The sequence below is a fragment of the Wolbachia endosymbiont (group A) of Clivina fossor genome (assembly GCF_964026865.1).
GTDB lineage: Bacteria > Pseudomonadota > Alphaproteobacteria > Rickettsiales > Anaplasmataceae > Wolbachia.
Genome location: NZ_OZ034707.1, coordinates 1637879 through 1660827 on the forward strand (window position 1 = coordinate 1637879; position 22949 = coordinate 1660827).

Below are 22949 nucleotides of genomic sequence, written 5' to 3' on the forward strand. Positions count from 1 at the left end.
TTTTAGCCTGCAAACACGTTTTTACTGCCTTTTATTACTTTAAACCCACATGAAACTATATCTCCTACTCTTCCTACACCATAGCCATTTGCAAATACTGTTTTTGATCCTTGAATCATTACTTTTCCTTCACTAAAACTGTTTCCTTGTCTGCACGTTGGCTTACCATTTACAAAAACATTGTTACTCCCACTAATGCAAAAATGCGGTGTTGCTTCTCCACAATAATCCCCTAATCGCACAACCGATTTATTCATTTAATTAAGGTTTATTCTATCTGCTTTCAGTTTTATTTCGCTCTTCGTCATCTCTATGCTCGATCCCCCAGCTTTCAATGTTATTTTGTCTACTACTTTAATCTCTAAATGATGATTCTCTTTATCATATAACAATCTTGTTCCATCTTGAAACTTCACACTATTTATTTCTTTTTTATTCTCTGGGGCAGCATACTTCTGTTGATATATTCCAGCCAGCACTGCCCCTAATGATAATTCCCCAAATGGCGACAATACTATCACCTGCTCATCAATATTAGGTGGAAGCCAACTTCTATCTTCTCCAGCTTTCATCGTTATCCACGGTAAATAATCTGTTAAAAATTCTCCTATTTTCACTCTTACTTTTGCTTTTTCATAATCTACTTCTTTTACAACTCCTATACGAACAATGTTGGCCATTTTCCTCTGTAACTCCGAAATTGCAAAATTATTTTCTAACATTTATTTCACCTATTTCTATTTTGTGTGGCCTAAATTTTCCTTCTTCCCAAATAGATCGACCTACGTGTATTGTATGCACCTACTCAATCAACCACACTAAATACGCATCTAACTCTGGCCTAAAATCATCTCCTCCTCCTGATATAAATTCTCCTGGCGAAACATTCTTCACGTTCCAAGTATTTTTATTTACTACTCTCGCAACCTCAGCAGCTAGTGTTCTGACAATAATAGCTGCATTTTCTATTGTGCTATCAATCACAATTCGTGCTTCAAATCTTGCTTTCAACGCTAATTCTTCTGTTCCTGGATCATGTCCTTTTTCAAGACTGCTAAGTTCCACAAAAACCGCTGGTGCTAACAATTCTTTTCTTATCGTCGGGTATACTTCGCATGTTTGTATATTTAGGATTTCTTCCTTCAGTCTAGTACAAATTGCTTGATGTAAATCTGTCCAGAACTTTGTCATATCTTTAAAATATAGTTTAGCTCATGCTTAAAGTATTTCTCAAACTCTCTCTCACTCTCATAATTAACAAGGTCTTTTATTATTCTTGAGCCTTCTGGTTCCACTGGTAGCTTTACTTCTTGTATTGGTAATGCTGTTCTTCCTTCACGCTTAAAAATACCGCTATTTCCTTTTGGCATAACTGCTGCAAATCCTCCTATAAATTGGTGCTTTCCTACTTTCAATCCTCTTCTTGTTTTTTGTATTTTGCCAATTGTCGATTGTCGATGCTCTAATGTCATAGAGATTTGCCCTAATTAACACGTCTAATCTGCTAGTTTTCGCCTTAAAAATTCTTAGCCTTCTTCTCATTACCGTCAATTTTATCTTCTTTTCCTCACTGATTTCCTTAGCTGCTTGCGCTTTTAACCATAGTGCCGTTCTGTTTAATGCTCCCACTATTGCTAATTCTATTTTTCCTCTTTTAGCATTTACACTATCTATTACCTTATTACTATTAACTTCTATATGAATAGACATTTTACACCCCAGATGCTTCGATTCGCCAGATCATTCCAGATTTATCTCTAAGTGGTGGTGTGTGTACTTTGTATTTGCAATCACCTATAACAAAAATATCTCCTACCATTGGCTGCAGTACATCAAATGCACTTACTTCCAACACTAAAGTTTCTCCTACAAATTGTCCTTCACCAATCTCGTATAATTTATCTGGCTGTTGCTTTAATACTTGTACCATGTACGCCTTATTTTTCGACTCATACAAAGCTACTTCTCCTAAATGGGCAAAACAATCTTTTAATAATCTCTTAATATTCTCCTAAGAAACTCACTCAACTAACTCTTCTTGTTGAACTAATATGTAGCCAAATTCGCTCGCTTTTTTGATCAAATTTTTTACAGTTCTATCTTTATAGCGTGTTTCATAGTATTCCATTCCTTTTTCTACATATTCCTGTCCGTATTTGAGCATACTATAAAATATGCATGCCATTTTTCTTGCAGTAGCTGTTATTGCTTTTGGTGCTCCTAGTCGTTTTTTCAATCTTCTGTAGTATGCACCCAACGCACTTTTACTATTTCCTACAGAATGAGCAGCTATTCGCAAAGCATTCGCAGCACGGTTAATGACTTTACGTGTTCTTGTGTTAAACACTTTTTCCCCTGTAACTTTATTAGCAGGACTGAGTCCCAACCACGACGAAAAGTGCTTTTCTGTTGGCCATTTACTATGGTTTATACCAACTTCTGAAATTATGGTTTGTATACTTAATACATCAAATCCAGGAATTTTAGTGAAATCCATACCAGTTATTCGGTGCAGTTCCTCATACAAAGCAAAGCTTGGCTTACTTTTGCTATTTTTATTCTTTTGCTTACTTAGCTGTTTGCTTTCACAAGACTTTGTTTCAAACGTTTTATAATAGGCTTCAATATTTCTATCACATTCTGCTATTTTTTCTTGATAAATATTATATAATTCAAATTCTTGCTTTAGCGTGAATAAGTGTTCCTCTCTATAGTCACCAGCTAACGCTTTTGCAATAGTAGACTGATCATTTTTCATTCGCACGTCCCTGAATTCTGCTAATTTTTCAGAATCTCTTTCGCCTTCAATTATAGCTTCAATGATTTTCATACCAGTTATCCCAGTAATATGACTAATAACCTTGTGTAATTGTATATTCATTTGAATTAATGCCTTCTGCATACGCAGAATATGTGTAGATGCACTTTCAGTGAGATTTTTGCGTTGCCGCACGTAACTGCGCAATACACACATCTGATTATCTGGCCTAAACGATCCATGAAGCAGTCCGTAGCTATGCAGTTGTTGGAGCCATTGGCAATCTTGAACGTCAGACTTCCTACCAGGTACATTCTTTACATGCCGTGCATTTACCAATCTTACCTCGAATTTGTATGACTCAAGTATTTGAAATAAAGGAATCCAGTATACTCCTGTTGATTCCATAGCTACTGTTGTAACTTTACACTTTTTCAACCACTGTGCTAAGTTATGAAGGTCTTCAGTAAAGCAGCCAAATTTCTGAACGCGTTGTTCATCTCTTCCTTCAGGTACACACACATAGTGTACAGCTGAACCAATGTCTATTCCTGCTGCATTAGGATTCACTATTTCTAATTTACTTTTTGCTTTTTTCATGGTAACTCCTACATATAATTTGTAATAGGGAAACGCTTCAGCTTGGAACGGTTGATAGTACAATCTCCTAACCGAGGTAGTCTAAATGACTCCATCAATGATTTGACCGTTCCTTCCAAAACCATGCTTGCATACGGGCACTTAGGCACCATTGAAAATGTCGGTCATAACTGCAGAGGCGCTCCCTGTACAACTATACTTGAAAACTACTAAAAACTTAAATTTGTGTGTTTCTTTCTGATTTGACAGATTTCGTCTGTTCGATGCTTGCATTCTTTCATAAGTATGCTAATAAGGTATATACTAGTAGAGTCCTCTTGTGCCTCACCAACTTGTGGTTACTCTACCAGTATGTTATGCTATGGCGACTTTTACCAAAACGCCCGGACGATGGCACATTGGCAGAGGATTTGACTGTGTATGTAAATCTGTTCCTCTATCAAACCTCCTTGGCTCTTGTTTTGCATATAGTGGCTGTCCTAGAGTATTTACTGTCTCATTAAAGTCTGCTGGTGCAAAATATGTTGTAAATGTGCTTGCTGTTCCTACTGGAAAACAGTGCCCCGTATCCCTTTCTATAAATCTTCTCACGGTTCCTTCAGGATCAGTTGCTTGTCCTCTATATTCCTCAAACATTATACCACAGAACGCAAATCCTGACCTCATATCATTTCTTAGCGCCGCACCTTCTTGCCATCTTTCATATGCTTCTTTTACTTTAACGTGAGAGGTTAATGCATCAAAAAACTCAGGGCTTACCAAGGCATGAACTCCTGTCATATATTCACCACTTAAGTTATCCTCAATATGCCGCAATACTTCCAGACACTTACGCTTTACATCAGTTGTTGCTGTTCCAAGGGCAAAATTTACTACTTTTGGCGTGATTTCAAATTCGTTGTACAGATTTAATAATTCTGACCCGTCAGCATCAAGAATGATTCCCTTTAGCGCTCCCATTCGCAAATGCTCTAATGTTATTGCGTGTTTATTTCTCATTAGCTGTAAATGATCGGTTATTACATCTGCCAGCGCTTTAAGTTCACTTTCTGATCCAAATGCTCTTATTCCCTGTACTTCCTCTGGTAACACTACATCATCATGTGGAATATGTGGAATCGTAAATGTTCTTATACCAAACTTCGTTATTGGGAAGACAAATAGAATATACGATAAATTCACTTAAACCTCCAGTTATAGGCGGAAAGCACTCTTTTTCATTTGTCTCATTATTATTGAGAATTGGTATTACCTTTCTTTTGCCACGTTTTCCTACTGTTGCTGGTGCTCCTGGAATTTGCGTTGGCAATAGGCTTAAAACTCCATTATGTTCTTCTATGGTAATATGTCTAAATCTTACTGACCTACTTGGAAACAAATTTAAATTTTCAACTCGTCCATAATTTATCGGCAATATATTTATCGCATTCGTTAGTGCCGTCATGCTAAATGCTGTATTTGTAAATGGATTTTGCATTTTTTCTCTCCCTTTTTTCCTATTAATTTTAGTTAAACTCCCTTGCGAAGGATGATCCCTCGTCCTTCAAGTTGCTTTATTGCTGCATTTTTCTGCTCTTCAGTGATATTTGCTGGCCACACAACTGCATGATCTGCTAGCATTGCACTGCGAGTAATAATTACTCCTTTCATATCAGAATCTTTGCTATGTATATCGGTTGTAATTACTCCTACTGCTGTTTGTGTGCCGTCTGTTCCAGTGGGGTTCAGCACTCTAATAAAACCATCATCTGTCTTCTTGGCAACTACTGTACCAAGTTTAATATTTTGACCTTTCGCTACAGTTATTTGGTCTCTTGAATATAGACTTGATGCCTCATACTTTAATAAGTCACCTAGATTATTTTGTTCGATTATACAACTCATAAATTTCTCTCCTTAACTACTTACCGCCGCTTTTATCAATGCTATATACGGCGGTTATAAAAATACTTTAACTCCTACGACTTCTTGCTACCTGTATCATTAAATCTTCTCCTGAATTCTGTGGTATTGCACTCAGTATTTCTGTCTTCTTCGTTCGCTCTGCTAGCAGTTCCATTAAAACTTCCCTGGCTTGCTCAACACTTACGCTTTGCTCAATAAATTCTCCTATCTTTTCTGGCATTCGTGATAAGTTACATAAACGTATTAATTCAAGAACTTCAGTACGATACTTAGTTAAATTATCAGTTTCTAGGTCAGTTGTAGTTTGTTCATTCATAGTAATACTCCTGTTTTTATTAATAGATGAAAGAATTGTAATTCCATCTGCAAGACCTATTTCTATTGCTCTCTCGCCAAAATATAGCCCTGCCTCTGTTGATCGAATCTTTTCAATTGAAAGACCTCTGTTCCTTGCTATCAGCTGCACAAACATTTCATATAGTCGGTCTACTTCTTTTTGTAAGCTTTCCAGACTTTCAGATGTCATTGGCTCATGCGGGTTTAAATCATTTTTTCTACTTCCTGCAAATACTGTGGTATATTTTATTCCACATTTTTCATTAAATCCACTTTGATCTATATGACTTGCTATTACTCCAATACTTCCTACTCCTGAGGTTCTGCTCACAAATACCTTCTCAGCGCTAGAGGCTATAGCGTATGCAGCAGAATATGCATCATCATTTGCTATCGCTATTATCCTCTTTTTTGCTCTTGATTCATAAATAAAATCAGCTAGGTCAAATATACCGTTTACTTCTCCTCCTGGACTGTCTATATCCAACAGGATTGTTTCTATATCACTATCTTCTATTGCTTGTGTAATTTGTACTTCTATTTGATTATATGATGTCATTCCGAGCATTTCATCAAAAGCTTCTGACTTTTTTGTCAAGATTCCATGTATTGCTATAATTGCAGTTCTTTCTACGTTACTTTTGATGGAGTGATTTTTGAAAATTGGCTGTTTTTCTTTGTATAGCGATAGTAGCTCAAAACTCCTTGGTTCAAGCATTAATGCTTTTCCTAAGAGCATCATAACCCTTTACAATCAGAGTCAAACATTAAGTTGAGACTATTTGCACGCTTTTGATCTTCTGCTATTTCTTGGTCAATTTCTTCTACATCGTAACCCATTTCTGATACTACCTCTGCTCGACTTTTGAAGCCATTTCTTACTGCCATTTGCTGTGCTTGCTGGTCTTTAAGCGGATCCACCCAATCAAATCCCTGTGGTATCCATTTCACTTCTTCTTTCGCTGCTTTTACTACTTTTTCATCTATACTCAGTTCTCCAGAAAGTACTGCTAACTCTAGCCATCTATTCCAAATAGGTCTACAAAACTGGAACACTATCACGTTATGCTGTAACATTGCACACCTTCTGCGAAACTCTATCAGCCCTGCTCGAATGGATGAATAATTAACACCTGTTAAATCTCCTGTTAGCTGCTCATATGTTATTCCTGTACCTATTGCTATTGCCCTCAGTTGCTGTCTCATGAATGCTTCATAACTTCCACCGACATCTGACGGCTCTGAAAATTTTATGTCCTCTCCTGGGTCTAAAAGCTGCATTGTTCCAGGTTCCAGGCCAGATAGTGCTACTCCTTGCTCACTTGCTTCCTTCTCCCATGATATTTGCTTCTGGATCGAGTCTCGTAATAAATCCAGCAAACATTGCTGCAGTTTTCTTTCTCACCAGCTCTGCATCATCATATTGATCAAGCTCATAAAGCTTCAGCAGTATATTAGAAAGCCAAGGCTCCCCTCTGATTTGCCCAGGTCTTAATGGTCTATAAATATGTAAAACATCATTTGCTGGCACTCTCACTGATTCTCCACACATACTTTCACCAGGGTGTTCTTTAAATAGGTAGTATGCTTCTCTTTGCCCAAGCCTGTTAAACTCAATCCCGTTTCTTATTACATTACCATTTCCTAAAGTTTGATTTGTTTTATTATCTAAATGTTCAGACTCAAGTACTTGCAGTTGTAATGGTACAGAAAATCCATCTTCGAGTTTACGATTTCGGAGGCGTACAAAACATTCTCCTCCCTCTATCATACTTCTGCATACTAGAGCTTGTAATCCATAAAAATCACTTACTCCGTTACTATCTGCTTCATCTGTCCATCTTAGCCATAATTCTTGCACCTTCTTTCGAAATTCTCCATCTCTTGCTTTTGATTGTGGTTTTATTCCTGTTCCAATAGAGTTACTTACTATCGTATCAATTATATTTGCTGCATATGGATTTTTTCTCACCATATCACGTGATCTACTACGCAGGTGCTCAAGGCTTTGAGAAAGCAAATTATTTATGCTTCCCGCTTCTCCTTGCCAATATATTACCCTTCTTCCTGAGCCTGACGCATCCCAAGCAGAACTTTTGATTTTTGGCTTACTAAATAGTTGTTTGAAATTTTTCAGCATCATACTAACCAAAATTCTCTTAATTCTTTCAAAGTTCCGTTAAATTTATTTCTGTCACATTTTCCGATTCCTTCTACTTCATGTGGCTCTGGACTTGTTTTACCGTCAGTATATTGCCATAAAATCCAATCATTCCAGCCTTTTGGTAATGTGAGCTCTTTTCTCCAGCTTGCTATCCATAATGGACATTTTGTCAAAGTTGGCGTGGCAAAATCCTTAAGAAAATAGCTACTGCCATAAATTAGGGGTAATCTTCCTGTTACTTCTTCAACTCTCTTTACAAATTCCTCAGCTTGCTTAACTGTAATATTTTTGCCACTTTTGTTTTCTTCAATATCCAGCGCAAGTATGGTATTTTTGCTTTCGCCTACCGTTTTTAGAAAATGATCAGCTTGATTCTTGCCGTTTCCTTCTGTGCCAAAATGATATGCTCCCCAGAGTAATCCTTCTTCTTCAGCTTTCTTTCTTCTCTTCGCATACTTTGAATCCACATACTTTAGCCCTTGTGTTGCCTTGTGAATTACTCCAACTATACCATTCTCTTTAGCTAACTCAAAATCCACATTTTCTTGCCAATGTGACAAATCTATTATTCCATTTACTGGACTCTCTCTATTCTCCCATAGTTTTATAAAAGTTTTTAATTGCTCTAAAAATTCAGAATATTCCTCTTTTACAACTTTTCTCAGAAAATTTTCCCTCATATAACTCCTTTATTTGTTGCAAAAATAATCTTTCGTTTAGGCTTCATTCCAGCAATCTTTAGTTCACCTTTGATGCGTTGTCTGAGGCTGAGCAAATCATTTATCTGAACTTCAGCATATCTCACAACATGGTCACCATATGCAATTGATACCACTCTTTCGCCACTCTGAAGCTTCTTTATTGCTTGTTCAACTTGAATTAAATAATCTTCGTTATACATTTATTGCTTGCTGATCCATTTGCTTTTGACTATTTTCTTTGATTTTTTACTTTCTGGTTTTTCACTTAAACTATTCCATTTACTCTCTGGCCATCTGTCTATTCCCAGTGCTATCGATGCAGCTCTTGCATAAATTCGGCAATCTAGTACTTCATTTCTTTCTCTTACCTTTTGCCACTCTTGTTTGGTATATCCTTTCACTACTTTACTGACTAATTGCTCTGCCATTAGTTGCTTAAAATATTCAGGTGCATACTCAGGAAAATGACAATATCCTGCTGGCACTTTTTCTTTTTCCCCGTTTTTTAAAACATTAAGTAGCTGAAAAAGCTCTGACTTTAATATCGATACTCCTACTGGCCAGAGCTTTATTCCTCTTTTCAGCTTTTGACCACCAACTGTTATATCTACTCTACTTGGGCTACTAATACCAATTCCTAAAAATAAATAGACGAATAAAGAAAAATTTCTAAAATAGAATAATTTAAGAATTAGTGGGGAGTTATGGCAGGAAAAAGTAAAGCAATAGGAGAAGAATTATATAATAAGTGTAACCTGGAATTAAAGAAGCACGGCATAAAAGGAGAGATAGGAAGAAGATTACAGGCAATAATATCTGCAAAAGAATATGGAATAACAAAAGTTGTTCAAATATACCGAATTACTAGAACTACATTGATGAAGTGGATTACAAGATTTAAGGAAGGAGGAGTCAATGCGTTTAAAATACAACCAGGACGTGGAGTAAAGCCGAAGTTGAGCTACAAGCAGCAAGAAGAAATTAAAAATGTCATAGCAGAAGAAGGAGCCAACCTAACGGCTAAGAAATTAAAAATCATAATTGAGAAAATGTTTTCTATTGAGGTAAGTAAGTCTACAGCACATAGACTGATGCAAAAGTTAGGTTTTTCGTATATTACTCCAAGGCCTGTGCACAATAAACAGGATAAAAATAAACAAGAAGAGTTTAAAAAAAAATCTTAATGAAACTATTGTCACGTATCCCGAAAAAGAGCTATTTTTCTTCGATGAGTCGCGGTTTGGCACACATTCAAAGATTGGACACGGGTGGTTTAAAAAAGGCATTAGGACACAGGTTAAGGTAAAATTAGGTAGGCAAAACTTTTATCTCTATAGTGCAGTTAATCCTAGAAATGGAGAGAGTTCTAGCTTATTCGTACCAAACGTCAATACTGATTGTATGAATATATTCCTTGAGCAGATGTCACAATATTTAGGAACAAGGGAGGCATTTCTTGTTGTGGATTGTGCAGGATGGCATAGATCCAAAGGTTTAAAAATACCACAAAATATTACCTTAATCTATTTACCTCCATATTCACCAGAGTTAAATCCAGTAGAGCGTTTATGGCAATATTTGAAAGACAATCTCATTAAAAATAGAATATATGACTCTGTTAGTTTATTGGAGGATACTGTATGTGCATTCATTCGTAATATTACGGAAAGTTCGATCAAAACCATTTGTTCTGTGAGTTATTTGCCTACTTATTTATGAGATTTGGTATAACACCATTAACAAGAGCAGATGTACCTCTAATGGCATCACGTGCTTGCTCAACAGTCGATATAGGTTTTTCACTTTTTGGCTTTCTCATATGATGGGCAGTAATTATTGATGCTCCAGTGCTACCTGCTAAATCAGATAATAAAGACATCAGATAATCACCTACGGCTGGGTCAGTATTTAAGTCAGCGTGCACAAATGAAGCAAGTGGATCAAATACGATTAATTTTAAGTCTTTTATCTTATGAAGTTGTTTTGTTATAGATTCAAATTCAGGAGAAATCTCTATAACTTTACCTGAAACACTCTTTATGATTGTAAGTGATCCACTAACATTGGGTAATGGTACAATAAAGAGCCTATCTTTATATTTTAATCTTTCGCATTGCGAATCAAGACGCTCTAAACGACGATGTATTTCACTCATATCATCTTCTGCTGAGAAAATTACCACAGATCCATGTTCAGTAACTAAAGGACCAAAACCACATGGCTGATCTTTTCTACTCGCAACTTTCAGTGCTAAATCAAGCAGAAGCATACCTTTGCCAGTATCTCCCATCGCAGCTAGAATAGATGTTACTCCTAAAGGAAATAACCCTTCAACAAGAAACTTTTGCTCTGGTACTGGACCTATAAAACGTTCTACGCTCCATTCTTGAATATTAAGCAATTGCTTAACGATGATTTTTTTCGAGTTATTTTCAATGAATTCAGGAATATTCATCTTTTCTTCTATACCATCAGCTGAATCCCATCCTTTTGGTTTATTGTCAGGTATTTCAAGAAGAGTAAGTGATAAAACACCAAGAAAAGTAAGCTTTTTCACAACTTTCTCAGCATATTGTTTACCTGGTTCATCATTGTCTGGCCAAATAATAACATGCTTACCCTTAAGTGGTGACCAGTCTGTTTTTTCTATTTGTGCATTTGCTCCTAACATTGCAGTTGTGGCAGTTATACCTTGCTCTATCAGAGCATCTGCACACTTTTCACCTTCAACTAAAATCACCTTATCAGATTTCATAATACCTGAAATATTATATAAAGGCCTGATCTGTGGTGGAGTAAAACTAGACCTTTTTACATCAAAAGGAAGATATCTTTTTCCTGAATCAGTGTTATAACGATAAACTGTAGCAATCACTTGATCACTTTCATCGTAATAGTTCCATGATGCCGTTGGTTGCCCCAGAGTGTTATTTTTTTCCGAATAACCAATCCACTTAGCAATATCTTCTATCGTATCAGTAAATTGATTTTTTCCAGTAACAGCAGCCCAAAGATCAAAAATATCTCCTCCTTCTCCGGTAGAAAAATCATGCCATAATCCGGCTTTACTGCCAGTTAACTCCACTATCATACTTTTTCCTTGATTGCCTTTTAGATCACCTACATAGAACTTATCACCACGAAAAGTTCCTCTTGGCAGTAAATAAGAAAGACATGACCTTATATTTGATAGGAGTTGAGTTCTTAACTGTTCTTTCTTCCCTAATAATTTATAATGTCCATTTCTTTGTGAACAATAAATATCCATACCTACCTGAAGAATTTTTATGTTCTAGCTATAACGTTAGCAGTTTTCCAACATCCATTAATCTTATTGATGAATTTTGTTGGTATAGATCTACCGTTTCTAAGTTCATATACTACTTGCAAGATATTTGTACGTTTATTGGGTTGAAATATTACTATTCCAGATGTATAAAAACTTCTTAAAGCGTTAGCACCAACGAGAGCTTGAAATGGATTCTTTTCCAATATAGAGGTAGGTACTTTTTTGGTGTGATTTGTGATGATTATTCCAGCCATAGGATTAATCTTGGAACGTAGTTTTTCTATTGCATGCTGCAGACCATAGTTAACGGAATTATAAGGAGAATCAATCACAACTAAATCAAACTTTTCCTCTACCATATTTTTTATTTTTTCTATACCTTCTTCATTTAAGGTCAAATTCATCTTGTTCGTCACAATTAAGTTTTCTGTTGCTAAATGAGGAAGTTTGTTGAGTTGTTGTATACGTTCTCTAATGTAATCATATTCCATTTCGTTTTGTAGATAGAATATTTTTAGCGGTCTTGTAGGCTTCATGCCAAGAAATGATCTTCCTGCTGCCAGATGTACTAATAGAGAAAGAAGAAAATGACTTTTGCCAATCTTTGGAGTACCACCTATGACCAAAAGACCACCTGGTGTCAAAATTCTTGGGCCTATTATATCTTGTGGCATTGGTGATTTGTCATTTAAGTAATGGTTTACAGAAAATGCTTTTCCTTCGTTTTGTTTTTCTTGTAATATGGAACTTCTTTCATCTTTACTGTTCAACCATGTTTCAGCAGAATCTATATTACCTTTAACTAAAGTCCAAAGGTCTATTATATTTCCTTTCTTTTCTTCGATCAGGTTGTACCAATTTCCTGCATTTTCTCCTTCCATTTCAACTATTATCTTATTTCCATTTCTACTGCCAATATAGAATTTATTTTGGTAAGATTTGCCTTCAGGTAACAAATAAGATAAACAATCTTTGATATTATTAATTAATAATGATTTTATTTTTAAAGCATTTTTAGATGAAAAATCCATAAAATTCTCCTTGTTTATTCCAAATTTGTTCAACATATTTTTTAGACGTTTAAAGTCAAGATTAGCCAGCTCACAAACAGTTTCAAAAGATCGTGAGCGAATCCATTGACAAGCCTCTTTTTTAAGTTTAGGGTTTTTTCCTGCTGCATCCTGAATAGCTCTAGTAATAACAGCAGCCCACAACTTTCCTTCGTCATACTTCAAAATGGCAACCAATCATCTTGAAAACTTTTTTGTAATTCTGGAGTAATAACTGTAGTAATCCTATTTCTATCTCCGTATGTATTATTAGTTTCAACGCCTACTTTTGCTGTAAACTCTAAATCGTTGAAATCAGCTATAGAGTTTATTCTTCTAGCGGTAACTGCTTTCTCTGAAGTGTCATTTGCATGAATATTTCTGGATGATTCCAAAATACTACGCAGCATAGAACGTCCAGATTCTCCCCAGATGTCTTCTTCACCTTCTGCTTTGCCATTTTTGATACCTATAATCTGAAAAATCTTGCGTTTTGCATATGGGCCTTCAGTGACGGTAAATTCTGCATTTAAATAGATACTGCCAGTAGTGTAGTTTTTAGTGAACCAATTTTCATAACCTCCAGGCTTTATTGCCATTTTTACCTTGACTATTGTACCTTTCGGTATTAAACTGCTCTGCAGTTTTGCGTTATTAAAATCAGTTAAAAAATCTTGTAGCATACGCTCTCCTATAAGTTGACTTTAAAGTGAAAATTAGCTATTCCATTAGCTGCCAATGACCATTTATCTTATCGACAAGTTTATTTTGCACGCGTTCACCATTGCGAAGCTCAAATACTATCTGGCGTGCACTGCTTTCTTCATCATGAGCAAACATCACCATACCAGTACTGTAAAATCCACGTAAAGATCCAGCACCACTTAGGCCTTGAAATGGATCTTCTTCGAGCATCTTTTTTGATAATTTTTTTGTATGATGAGTAAGTACAATACAAGCATCTGGATTGACAGCACTGCGTAGCTTTTCAAGAGTCTTTTGCAGAAAAAACAGCATAGCACTATTGTCATTTTCATTTCCATATTCACTGCTAAAGATGTTACGTAATGGATCTATGGCCAAAACATCAGGTTTAAAGCGTTCATTTACAATCTCCTTAATTTCACTTATTTCATCATGATTAAATGATAAGTGCACTTTTGGCGTAATGATTAAGTTGTTAGCAGCTACATTCAAAAGTTCATTATCAAGTTGTTGCAAACGTTCTTTCATATATTCATATTCAATTTCAGTTTGCATGTAGAAGATTTTCAAAGGTCTATTTGGTGTCATACCGAGAAATGATCTACCAGCAGCCATGTAAACAAGCCAAGAGATCAAAAAGTCGCTTTTGCCAATCTTAGGAGGGCCACCAAATACTAACAAACCTCTTTTAGTTAGAATTCTTGGTGAGATTATATCCTCTGGTATTGGCGATCGATCGTCCAAGTATTCTTTCACACTGAAAAAAGGAATTTTTTGACCAATAGTTAAAAAGTTTTGTAGCATATAATAACCTCCTATATGTTGGGCGTGACAGGTTGAATTGCAAAAGCTTTAGTTTTAATTTTTGTAAGAAGTTTTCCTAGATGCGGTTCTTCAACCATATTCAGGCATCCACTGCGATCTTTAGCTGGATATCCCCAAGTATTAATTGTCTGACAGACAAATGAACGAACCTCTGTACCATCATCTTTCTTGATTCCAACCATACTGATTACTTCGTCAACTATCCCAGGAATTTCACTTGCAGTTTTAGCTCCTTCACATTGAGGTAGCCAAGTTGAGCGATTGAAATCATCGAGGTATTGTCCAAGAGTTCCAACTGTAATGATGTCTTTATTTGGAATATGTTGAAACTGATTGAGCCAAGCCATCATCTCTTGAGCAAGTAACCCATAGGCAGCTCTCATATCCTGTTTTCCTGATCTCTCAGAAAAAGCTTCAGGTTGCATTTTTGCCCATAATAGACATAAACGCGAGGCTACTGTAATACTATCGATAAAAATACATCGATACTTGAGAAACTCTGAAGAAAGCTCTTTGTATTTACTGGATACATGCTCATAGTGTCTTTGGCTATATGCTGAGTCAGATTTTAACGCAGGATTAGGACCACCTATGAGACATGCAATATCTCTTGCCTCATTCCAAGTACGAATACTTACAGAATCCCCTTGCCAATCTTGAACAGCAAGTAAACCTGCCTCAAAATCAAGACAAAGTGTTGGTTCATTTATGGTCTTTAAGAGACTAGTTTTACCTATACCATAAGGACCAAAGATGACCATTTTTATACCTGTTTGAACTTTTAGCCGTTCATTGCTGTTCATTATTTTCATTTTTCTCCCAGTACCTAAATATATATGTACGATGACCTAGGCAATTCGTCCGCAATTTGCAAAAAAAAAATTTTGAGCAAATATAATCGAGAGCTTATAACTTCTCTAAAACTGAGAATTTATTGCGTATTCGTTCTAGTGTGCGATAGATAGTTGTCTTTGGTATTTTGGTTATTACAGAAACTTCAGTAATAGTAAATACCTTAAGTAATTGACATAAATTACTATCTTTTTCAGACAAAGTTGAAATTATATTATTTATGTCAGTGCGAATTATCGCTTCGATTTCCGAGTTCCTATGATCTGGAATATCGTCGTTTATATCATCAAAAGTTATATTACGTTTTAGACATAACTGATTGCGTAACATATTGCGAGCACAATAATTAGCTAATCTAGCAACGAAAGTACTAAAACTACTTCTTTTCTCATCGTGCTGGTTAATACCAATTCTCAATAATAATGAGACAAATGAAAAAGAGTGCTTTCCGCCTATAACTGGAGGTTTAAGTGAATTTATCGTATATTCTATTTGTCTTCCCAATAACGAAGTTTGGTATAAGATATTGCCAAACCTGACAAAAAAGCTCTTGTTCTATATCTTCGAGACTTTCGTTAATAAAACAGCTTTTGGATTTAAGGCGCGAAGCTTGAAATCTCACATGTTTAACAATTGTAGAATCGATTCCTTGATAAGAATTCTTCATAAAAACTCCAAAAGTTTCATGAATAGAGATTTTTACCAAGACTTTGTATGACTAATTTATTATAAAAAAGTAGTAATAATTTTTTTATCTAAAAGAATAAAATCTTTAAAAATTAAAATAAGATTTAAACGTTTTGATACACTACTGAAGCTACTTTTTCATAGGTAAAAAACTACCAATTTCGTACCTAATTTCTGAATTACTAATTAGTATTTCAGAAAGCAGTAATCGTTAAGTTATTGATAATATTGTCTTTTTTATGTTCTATTCCTAAAAGCCGTTTCTAAAGTTAAGTGGCTAAAATCGGCCAGTGAAGAGGATTTACGGATTACTGAAGTCTTATATATATTATATATATATTTAAATACAGGTAAAATATAATATATGATAATATAATAATATAAATATTGGCGTAATATAAGTTATGTAAAATAGTTATTAAGATAAGTAAAAACTCAAATGGCAGGATATGAAATTTTTTTTAATTTTTTTTCAAAATTGCGGACGAATTTGCGAGTCATCGTACATATATATTATACAGGGCATTGAACTTTAATTACACAAAGGAGTTTTTGTACGTCAATCTTAACACTAGATCTCGGCAAACAAACGGGCTGGGCAATTCTAACAGATGGAGTAATTGAAAGTGGAAGCAAAAGCTTTCATGGTAGCCGTTTCAGTGGAGGTGGAATGTGTTTTTTAAGTTTTCACAATTGGCTTAATTCTTTGAAACATGAGTTCACTGCAGTGTATTTTGAGGAAGTAAGAAGACATCTAGGAACTGATGCAGCTCATTGCTATGGTGGTTTTCTTGCAGTGCTGTCTGCTTGGTGTGAAGAGAACAATATTCCCTACCAAGGTGTTAATGTTAAAACTATAAAACGCTTTATAACAGGCAAAGGTAATGCAAGTAAGAGTGAAGTTATTGAAGCTGTAAAGGAAAAAGGGGTTTTGCCTAAAGATGATAATGAATCTGATGCTTTAGCATTAATGTTCTATGTTATGGATTTCAGTAAAGATATTAATAAGATGAAAAATCCATAAAAAGTGGGTCCTTTCGGCCATAATGGCGGGTTTGGTGGTGCTGACCCCAGGCCTTCTTTAGCGTCAGAGATATTTTGAATATTAACTTTTTAATTATTAAGGATTTAAATTATATGAATTTAGCAATCCACTACTATCCTGTTGAAAACCTAGTTGAATATGATCGTAATCCACGTAAAAATGACGATGTGGTCAACAGAATGTGTGCTTCTATTCGAGAATTCGGCTTTCGTATACCAATAGTTGCAAAAAGCGATGGTACTGTGGTTGATGGTCATTTAAGACTTAAAGCAGCAAGAAAACTTGGTATGGAGAGTATTCCAGTGGTCTTAAGTGATAATTTAAATGAACCACAAACTAAAGCTTTTCGGTTACTGGCAAATCAATCAGCTAATTGGGCAAAGTGGGATGATGAGCTTTTGAAAGTAGAAATTCAAGAATTAGAAGATTTACAGTTTGATCTTAAAATGACTGGATTTGAGCTAGAAAAAGTTCAAAACTTTCTTGATGATTTAGATGGTGAAGAAGAAGATCTTTCTGACTTAGTTGTTGATGACAAAAAAGTAGAAATAACAAAACCAGGTGATCTTTGGATTTTAGGTGATCATCGAATCTATTGTGGTGATAGCTCTGTAGTTGAATCATATAAAGCGCTGTTAGATGATAAAATGGCAGACATTACTGTTTGTGATCCTCCATATAATGTTGATTATGTTGCGACGCGAAGGCGTCAGAAGTAGCTGTTTCTCAGGATTTTCTAGGTTTTCTTAGAAAGATCAAGAAGAAACCGTCCGTGTTGCCGGATGAATCTAGGGGCATGAATTAAGTAGCTGCCCTGACAATGTAACAAAGCATTATGCGGGATACAAATTGCAAAAGGCGTATTCTCCCTCAAACCATACAGAGGGTAAGTGCTAGATAGTGAATAAGGTGAAGGTAACTGAACCTGTGATAAAGACCGTAAACGTTGACAAGCGAAAGCGGTTGATACGCTTGGGCCAAAAGGCATTGGAAGCAGGAGGAACATCTCGTAGTTGTGTTCCCGTAACCTATAAGCTTCTCGGTTGACAGCAGGCACCTAAGTTCACAAGCTACTTTTGGGGAAGCGTGGAAACCCTGTACTTGCTCCCTACCATAGTGGGGACAGCAAACTGTAAGGAATGCTTATGGCAGTGCAGGTTTGGGATGTCGGAAAAAGCAAAGGTCTCACTGTAATGGTGGGAATACCAGTTGAAACATTACTGGACATAAAAGTGTGCCTACGTCCGATAGGTCTTTCTTTGTAAGAGATTTTGGAGAACTTTTTATATATGAGGAAAAGCAAATGACAACACTGACATATTCAGCGATTGGTGCATCCTCTACACCTACAATTACATGGGAATCTATTAATTGGACTAAAGTGATAATAGGTGTCAAAAAGCTCCAGATGCGTATTGCAAAGGCTGTTCGAGAAAGAAGGTACGGCAAAGTGAAAGCTTTGCAATGGATATTGACACATTCGTTTACTGCAAAACTTTTGGCTGTTAAACGAGTCACTCAAAATCAAGGAAAAAACACCCCTGGGGTTGATGGCTTAGTTTGGCGCACACCGCAACAAAAGATCAAAGCTGTTCAATCGTTAAAGCGTCGAGGATATTGCGTCCAACCGCTCCGACGAGTATGGATTCCAAAAAGAGCAGGAAAAAAAACGTCCTTTGGGAATACCAACTATGAAGGATCGGGCAATGCAGGCTCTTTATCTGCAAGCACTTGAACCAGTTTCAGAATCAATTTTAGATCGTCATGCCTATGGTTTTCGGCATAAAAGATCAGCTGCTGATGCTATTGACCAATGTTTTAAAACGTTGTGCCAAAAAGTATCGGCACCATGGATCCTAGAAGCAGATATCAAATCTTGTTATGACTCCATTAGTCATGCATGGCTTTTAGAACACTGCCCTATGGATAAGAAAATTCTGAAAAAATGGCTGACAGCAGGATACATGGATAAGAACACTTTTTATATCACTAAAGAAGGTACTCCTCAAGGAGGGATCATCTCTCCTACACTGATGAATATTACCCTTAGAGGCTTAGAAAAGACAGCCCAAAAATCTGCCTTTTGGCGCGATAAGGTTAATACTACCGCCTACGCTGATGACTTTATTATTACAGGAAGATCGAAAGAAGTCCTTGAAAACAAAGTAAAACCAGCAGTGTGTGCCTTTTTGAAGGAGCGTGGATTGGAATTCTCAGTAGAAAAAACTAAGATTACTTCCATTGATGAAGGATTTGATTTTCTAGGATTTACGATTCGAAAGTATCGAGGAAAGCTCTTGATCATGCCTTCTAAAGCAAGTATCAAAGAGTTCCTAAAAATGATCCTGGAAACCATGAGACTTCACAGCACAATAACAACGGAACAACTTATCTACACCTTGAATCCTAAGATCAGAGGATGGACAAATTATTACCGTCATGTTGTGTCAAAGAAAGTGTTCAACTATGTCGATCATAAGATCTTTGGTGCGCTTTTGAGATGGATTAAAAGAAGGCATCCAAATAAAAATTTTCAATGGAGAAAGCAGAGATACTTTTGCACCATTGGCAATAATAACTGGACCTTCTTTGCTAAGTCTTCAAAAGATAAAGGACAAGGTAGCATGGTAACTTTAATGCAAGCTGCCTCAATTCCGATTGTGAGACATGTCAAAATAAGAGCAGATGCTAATCCCTATGATCCAAAGTTTAATTCATACTTTTTCAAGCGAAATCTTGAAAGAAAGAAATACCAACATTGTATTAAGGAGAAGTAATTATGACGAAACTTGAGAACCAGTCTTCTATCGATAACAGCCGGGCAAATAAATCTGCCTTTGAAAGGCTTGAGCCGTATGACGGGAAACTGTCAAGTACGGTTCTTAGGGGGAAAAGGAGCGGCAACGCTTCTCTTTCTACCCGGCGTAATAGCCAAGACAAAAAGATATTAAATGATAATCAAGGTGAAAAGTACGAACTTTTTCTCTATGACATCTGTTCCCATATTTTAGCATATACGAAAGGTGCAATTTACATCTGCATATCATCATCAGAGTTTTCAACGTTGCAAAAAGCATTTGAGGAAGCAGGAGGGAAATGGTCAACATTTATCATTTGGGCAAAGAATCACTTTACGCTAGGAAGATCAGATTATCAAAGACAATACGAAGCAATGCTCTATGGATGGAAAAGCGGCAATAAACGTGAGTGGCATGGAGGAAGAAATCAAAGTGATCTGTGGTTTTATGATAAGCCAATACATAACTCACTGCACCCAACAATGAAGCCTGTAGAGCTAATGGAGAGAGCAATAGTTAATAGCAGCAGACCTGGGGATACTGTACTTGATCCATTTAGTGGCTCTGGAAGTACGCTGATTGCATGTGAGAGAACAGGAAGAATTTGTAAAACAATAGAGCTAGATTCAAAATTTGTAGATGTAACCATAAAGCGTTGGCAAATATACACAGGTAGGAAGGCAATTCTTTCTGGTACTGACAAAACTTTTGCACAAATTCAAGAAGAAAAACAGCAATAAAGGGGCAAAAAAAGTGGAAAAGATCACACAAACAGAATGGGCAAGAGAGATAGGAGTATCAAAGCAATATGTCTGTTATTTAGTAAAAAAAGGAATAATTGAGTTGGAGAATGGTTTGGTAAATAGAGAACAAGCAAATGAAGCGGTGGCAGCAATAAGAGATCCAAGTCAGCCACTTAGGAGGAAAAATCCAGAAAACGAAAATACAAATAACCTTTCTACAATGTTGCTAAAAACGCGAATAAAAAATGAGATGGAACGTGGCAAATTGCTTGAGGCGAAAGCTAAGGCTGAGATAGGAGAACTTGTGGCAGTAGATGAGGTAAAAAACGAAGCATTTAACGTAGCAAGAGTTGTTCGTAATAATTTACTTAATATTCCAAATAGAGTTTCAGCACTGCTTGCATCACTGAGTGACACTGAAAAGATTCATAAGACGCTCACTGAAGAGATTATAAGCTCACTCCAAGAATTATCTAACACTAAATTTCAAATATAAAAAGATTTTGAATATAAAATGGCTAAGTTTAGAGTTAATAAAGTGCCTCATTAATCAACCTGGATTAGATGTTAATGTTAGAGGATTAAATGGAAAAACCCCACTACATTGCGCTATAGAATTTGACGAATTAAGCATGGTAGATTTGTTACTCACGAAGAAGAATATTAATCCTTTTGTGGAAGATAATGAAGGTAAAACATCTCTTGACTATGCTAAAGAAGGGAAAAAAGCAGAAATATTACAAGCGCTAATTAATAACAAGTACGGGTCAGAACAAGATAGCTTACTTCATTTAGCTGCAATGATAGGTGAAGTTAATGCAGTTAGATACTTGATCAGAAAAGGTATTGGCGTTAATGTACGAAATGCTTTGCATCATACTCCATTACATCTAGCAGCAGGCATAGGACATGCAAATGTTGTCAAAATTTTAGTGGAAGAAGGAAAAGCTGAAATAGATGTCTTTGATGGACGAAACCAGACACCAATGCACTATGCAGTTAATAACAAAAAGTTGGAGATAGTAAAGTTACTGCTAAAGCTTGGAGCAGATGTAAATAGCGCGCGCATGGGACAAAACTCGATGAAATTGTCACCTGTGCATATAGCTGTAAGTAATACTAATTACGATGAAAGAGATTTATGTCTTGATATTCTGAAATGCTTAATAAAGGAGCCTAATGCTCAAGTCAATTTGCAAGACTACGAAAATAGAACACCACTACATTACGCTGAAAGACTTAAAACAATAGAAGTTTTACTAACGCGAGAAGATATAGACCCTCTGGTAAAAGACGATAGCGGTAAAACACCATTTGATTACGCTAAACCTGAGATAAAGAAGGCTTTGATGAGTAATAAATACGGTTCTGAAAAGAATAGTCTACTCCATTTAGCTGCACAAAGAGGAGAAATTGAGATTGTAGATGCAATTTTAAAAGAAGAAATCAATATTGATATTGTAAGTAATAAAGGTCTATCACCGATTTATCTTGCTGCAGAAAAAGGGCATTTACATGTAGTAAAGTTATTGCTGAAAAAAGGAGCAAACTATACACCTGTTTTGCACTTAGCAATCAAGTCAAATAATTTAGAATTACTTAAAGTTTTATTTAATGAAAAAAATGGAGCGTTACTCTGCAGAGATACCGTTGTTAATTTTCCAACCCTTCATAATAAATATATAGCACAGAGAGAAATAGCAGATAAAAGGATGAAAAAACATAATAATATTATGTGCATCTGTATTACAGTTAGCGCAGTAGCAATGGCAGCATATATAGGTTTAACGGTAACAGCAATAAGCAGAGCAATCATTTTTGCAACAATAACAGGGGTATTTGCGCTTGTTATAGCAATAATGATAAGTGAGATGAGCAAAAGATATATAGAAAACGAATTTCAGAAAAAGATGTTTATGGAACTGGAAGAGTGTAGTTCTACTGTTAATGATGTTGCAATTATGAGTAGATGCAGACAATGATATACGCCACATCTTTTTCTGAAGGTTTAAAACCAGATCCACAACTTAAAGTGTCAGAGTGGGCGAATGAGTATCGAGTTCTAGCAGCAACTGCAGCATCAGAGCCAGGTAAATGGAGAACGGAAAGAACTCCTTATTTAAGAGAAATCATGGATTCACTTTCTCCGTTCTCACCTGCAGAAAAAGTAGTATTCATGAAAGGAGCACAGATTGGAGGAACAGAAGCTGGTAACAATTGGATAGGCTATATCATTGATCAAACACCAGGTCCAATGCTAGTAGTACAGCCAACAGTTGAAATGGGAAAACGTTGGTCAAAAGGAAGATTTGCACCGTTAATAGAGAGTACACCGTGTTTAAAAAGTAAAGTAAAAGACCCAAGGTCAAGAGATTCAGGCAATACTGTGCAAAGTAAGGAATTTCCAGGTGGAATAGTAGTAATAACCGGAGCAAACAGCAGTGTAGGACTGATACCAATTCTCAATAATAATGAGACAAATGAAAAAGAGT

The 22949-nt window shown here is 36.0% G+C and carries 20 protein-coding genes and 10 pseudogenes; 9 read left to right on the plus strand and 21 right to left on the minus strand.

The window, feature by feature from the left end:
* Positions 1 to 2: 2 nt before the first annotated feature.
* The 14 genes and pseudogenes from AAGD99_RS08160 to AAGD99_RS08225 all read right to left on the minus strand — a co-directional run.
* A complete protein-coding gene (locus AAGD99_RS08160) occupies positions 3 to 257 on the minus strand; it encodes a PAAR domain-containing protein (RefSeq protein WP_264735711.1) in 255 nt (84 codons plus the stop codon).
* A complete protein-coding gene (locus AAGD99_RS08165) occupies positions 258 to 722 on the minus strand; it encodes a phage baseplate assembly protein V (RefSeq protein WP_264735712.1) in 465 nt (154 codons plus the stop codon).
* Positions 709 to 1191 (minus strand): annotated as a pseudogene (locus AAGD99_RS08170) (hypothetical protein). The gene AAGD99_RS08165 and the pseudogene AAGD99_RS08170 overlap by 14 nt, the downstream one beginning before the upstream one ends.
* Positions 1188 to 1710 (minus strand): annotated as a pseudogene (locus AAGD99_RS08175) (phage tail protein). The pseudogenes AAGD99_RS08170 and AAGD99_RS08175 overlap by 4 nt, the downstream one beginning before the upstream one ends.
* Position 1711: 1 nt before the next feature.
* Positions 1712 to 1930 carry a hypothetical protein gene (locus AAGD99_RS08180; RefSeq protein WP_341823128.1) on the minus strand — a complete coding sequence of 73 codons (219 nt, stop codon included), beginning with the start codon at positions 1928 to 1930 and terminating at the stop codon, positions 1712 to 1714.
* A 90-nt stretch (positions 1931 to 2020) separates the two neighbouring features.
* The gene (locus AAGD99_RS08185) at positions 2021 to 3358 is read right to left on the minus strand and encodes an IS110 family transposase (protein ID WP_264704179.1); all 1338 of its coding nucleotides are present in this window, start codon (positions 3356 to 3358) and stop codon (positions 2021 to 2023) included.
* A gap of 354 nt (positions 3359 to 3712) precedes the next feature.
* A pseudogene (locus tag AAGD99_RS08190) lies at positions 3713 to 4489 on the minus strand (major capsid protein); the annotation flags it as partial.
* Between the two features lie 118 nt (positions 4490 to 4607).
* Positions 4608 to 4835, minus strand: a pseudogene (locus AAGD99_RS08195) (major capsid protein); the annotation flags it as partial.
* 32 nt (positions 4836 to 4867) lie between these two features.
* Positions 4868 to 5242 carry a head decoration protein gene (locus AAGD99_RS08200; protein WP_341823129.1) on the minus strand — a complete coding sequence of 125 codons (375 nt, stop codon included), beginning with the start codon at positions 5240 to 5242 and terminating at the stop codon, positions 4868 to 4870.
* A gap of 67 nt (positions 5243 to 5309) precedes the next feature.
* Positions 5310 to 6338, minus strand: coding sequence for a S49 family peptidase (locus AAGD99_RS08205; protein ID WP_341823231.1), 1029 nt, complete (start codon positions 6336 to 6338; stop codon positions 5310 to 5312).
* Positions 6338 to 7742, minus strand: a pseudogene (locus AAGD99_RS08210) (phage portal protein). The gene AAGD99_RS08205 and the pseudogene AAGD99_RS08210 overlap by 1 nt, the downstream one beginning before the upstream one ends.
* The gene (locus AAGD99_RS08215; protein ID WP_264735722.1) at positions 7739 to 8443 is read right to left on the minus strand and encodes a glycoside hydrolase family 25 protein; all 705 of its coding nucleotides are present in this window, start codon (positions 8441 to 8443) and stop codon (positions 7739 to 7741) included. Before AAGD99_RS08215 ends, AAGD99_RS08210 begins: the two are co-directional and overlap by 4 nt.
* Positions 8440 to 8664 carry a gpW family head-tail joining protein gene (locus tag AAGD99_RS08220; RefSeq protein ID WP_114517459.1) on the minus strand — a complete coding sequence of 75 codons (225 nt, stop codon included), beginning with the start codon at positions 8662 to 8664 and terminating at the stop codon, positions 8440 to 8442. Before AAGD99_RS08220 ends, AAGD99_RS08215 begins: the two co-directional genes overlap by 4 nt.
* A pseudogene (locus tag AAGD99_RS08225) lies at positions 8665 to 9099 on the minus strand (terminase gpA endonuclease subunit); the annotation flags it as partial. It abuts the gene before it with no gap.
* Between the two features lie 69 nt (positions 9100 to 9168).
* Between AAGD99_RS08225 and AAGD99_RS08230 the strand changes: the two are divergent.
* Positions 9169 to 10183 (plus strand): IS630 family transposase gene (locus AAGD99_RS08230; RefSeq protein ID WP_341823131.1). Its coding sequence is split into 2 segments (ribosomal slippage): positions 9169 to 9633 and positions 9635 to 10183, totalling 1014 coding nucleotides; the frame shifts between segments, so codons are not numbered across the junction.
* A 10-nt stretch (positions 10184 to 10193) separates the two neighbouring features.
* Here AAGD99_RS08230 and AAGD99_RS08235 read toward each other — a convergent pair.
* From AAGD99_RS08235 to AAGD99_RS08265, 7 genes and pseudogenes are all read right to left on the minus strand, one after another.
* Positions 10194 to 11732 (minus strand): annotated as a pseudogene (locus AAGD99_RS08235) (AAA family ATPase); the annotation flags it as partial.
* Positions 11733 to 11749: 17 nt separating this feature from the next.
* Positions 11750 to 12988 (minus strand): AAA family ATPase, encoded by a 1239-nt coding sequence (locus tag AAGD99_RS08240; protein ID WP_341823132.1) that lies wholly within the window; start codon positions 12986 to 12988, stop codon positions 11750 to 11752.
* A complete protein-coding gene (locus tag AAGD99_RS08245; RefSeq protein WP_265023922.1) occupies positions 12985 to 13485 on the minus strand; it encodes a hypothetical protein in 501 nt (166 codons plus the stop codon). The genes AAGD99_RS08240 and AAGD99_RS08245 overlap by 4 nt, the downstream gene beginning before the upstream one ends.
* A 37-nt stretch (positions 13486 to 13522) precedes the next feature.
* Positions 13523 to 14311, minus strand: coding sequence for an AAA family ATPase (locus AAGD99_RS08250; protein WP_341823133.1), 789 nt, complete (start codon positions 14309 to 14311; stop codon positions 13523 to 13525).
* A gap of 11 nt (positions 14312 to 14322) precedes the next feature.
* On the minus strand, positions 14323 to 15144 hold the full coding sequence (locus tag AAGD99_RS08255) for an ATP-binding protein (protein ID WP_341823134.1): 822 nt from the start codon (positions 15142 to 15144) through the stop codon (positions 14323 to 14325).
* 94 nt (positions 15145 to 15238) lie between these two features.
* Complete coding sequence (locus AAGD99_RS08260) at positions 15239 to 15688, minus strand: sigma-70 family RNA polymerase sigma factor (RefSeq protein WP_341823135.1); 450 nt, start codon at positions 15686 to 15688, stop codon at positions 15239 to 15241.
* On the minus strand, positions 15651 to 15851 hold the full coding sequence (locus AAGD99_RS08265; protein ID WP_341823136.1) for a hypothetical protein: 201 nt from the start codon (positions 15849 to 15851) through the stop codon (positions 15651 to 15653). Before AAGD99_RS08265 ends, AAGD99_RS08260 begins: the two co-directional genes overlap by 38 nt.
* Before the next feature lie 582 nt (positions 15852 to 16433).
* Between AAGD99_RS08265 and AAGD99_RS08270 the strand changes: the two genes are divergently transcribed.
* From AAGD99_RS08270 to AAGD99_RS08305, 8 genes and pseudogenes are all read left to right on the plus strand, one after another.
* Entirely contained in the window at positions 16434 to 16895 is a 462-nt protein-coding gene (locus tag AAGD99_RS08270) for a crossover junction endodeoxyribonuclease RuvC (RefSeq protein WP_341823232.1), read from the plus strand.
* A 113-nt stretch (positions 16896 to 17008) separates the two neighbouring features.
* Positions 17009 to 17629: pseudogene (locus AAGD99_RS08275) on the plus strand (ParB N-terminal domain-containing protein); the annotation flags it as partial.
* A gap of 521 nt (positions 17630 to 18150) precedes the next feature.
* Positions 18151 to 18651, plus strand: a complete 501-nt coding sequence (locus AAGD99_RS08280; protein ID WP_341823137.1) for a reverse transcriptase N-terminal domain-containing protein — start codon at positions 18151 to 18153, stop codon at positions 18649 to 18651.
* Positions 18623 to 19693 (plus strand): reverse transcriptase domain-containing protein, encoded by a 1071-nt coding sequence (locus AAGD99_RS08285; RefSeq protein WP_341823138.1) that lies wholly within the window; start codon positions 18623 to 18625, stop codon positions 19691 to 19693. Before AAGD99_RS08280 ends, AAGD99_RS08285 begins: the two co-directional genes overlap by 29 nt.
* Before the next feature lie 155 nt (positions 19694 to 19848).
* Positions 19849 to 20454 (plus strand): annotated as a pseudogene (locus AAGD99_RS08290) (DNA-methyltransferase); the annotation flags it as partial.
* Between the two features lie 13 nt (positions 20455 to 20467).
* Positions 20468 to 20953, plus strand: a complete 486-nt coding sequence (locus tag AAGD99_RS08295; RefSeq protein WP_341823233.1) for a hypothetical protein — start codon at positions 20468 to 20470, stop codon at positions 20951 to 20953.
* 13 nt (positions 20954 to 20966) lie between these two features.
* Positions 20967 to 22439, plus strand: coding sequence for an ankyrin repeat domain-containing protein (locus AAGD99_RS08300; RefSeq protein ID WP_410529933.1), 1473 nt, complete (start codon positions 20967 to 20969; stop codon positions 22437 to 22439).
* Positions 22436 to 22909, plus strand: a pseudogene (locus AAGD99_RS08305) (phage terminase large subunit family protein); the annotation flags it as partial. The gene AAGD99_RS08300 and the pseudogene AAGD99_RS08305, both read left to right, overlap by 4 nt.
* Positions 22910 to 22949: the final 40 nt, after the last annotated feature.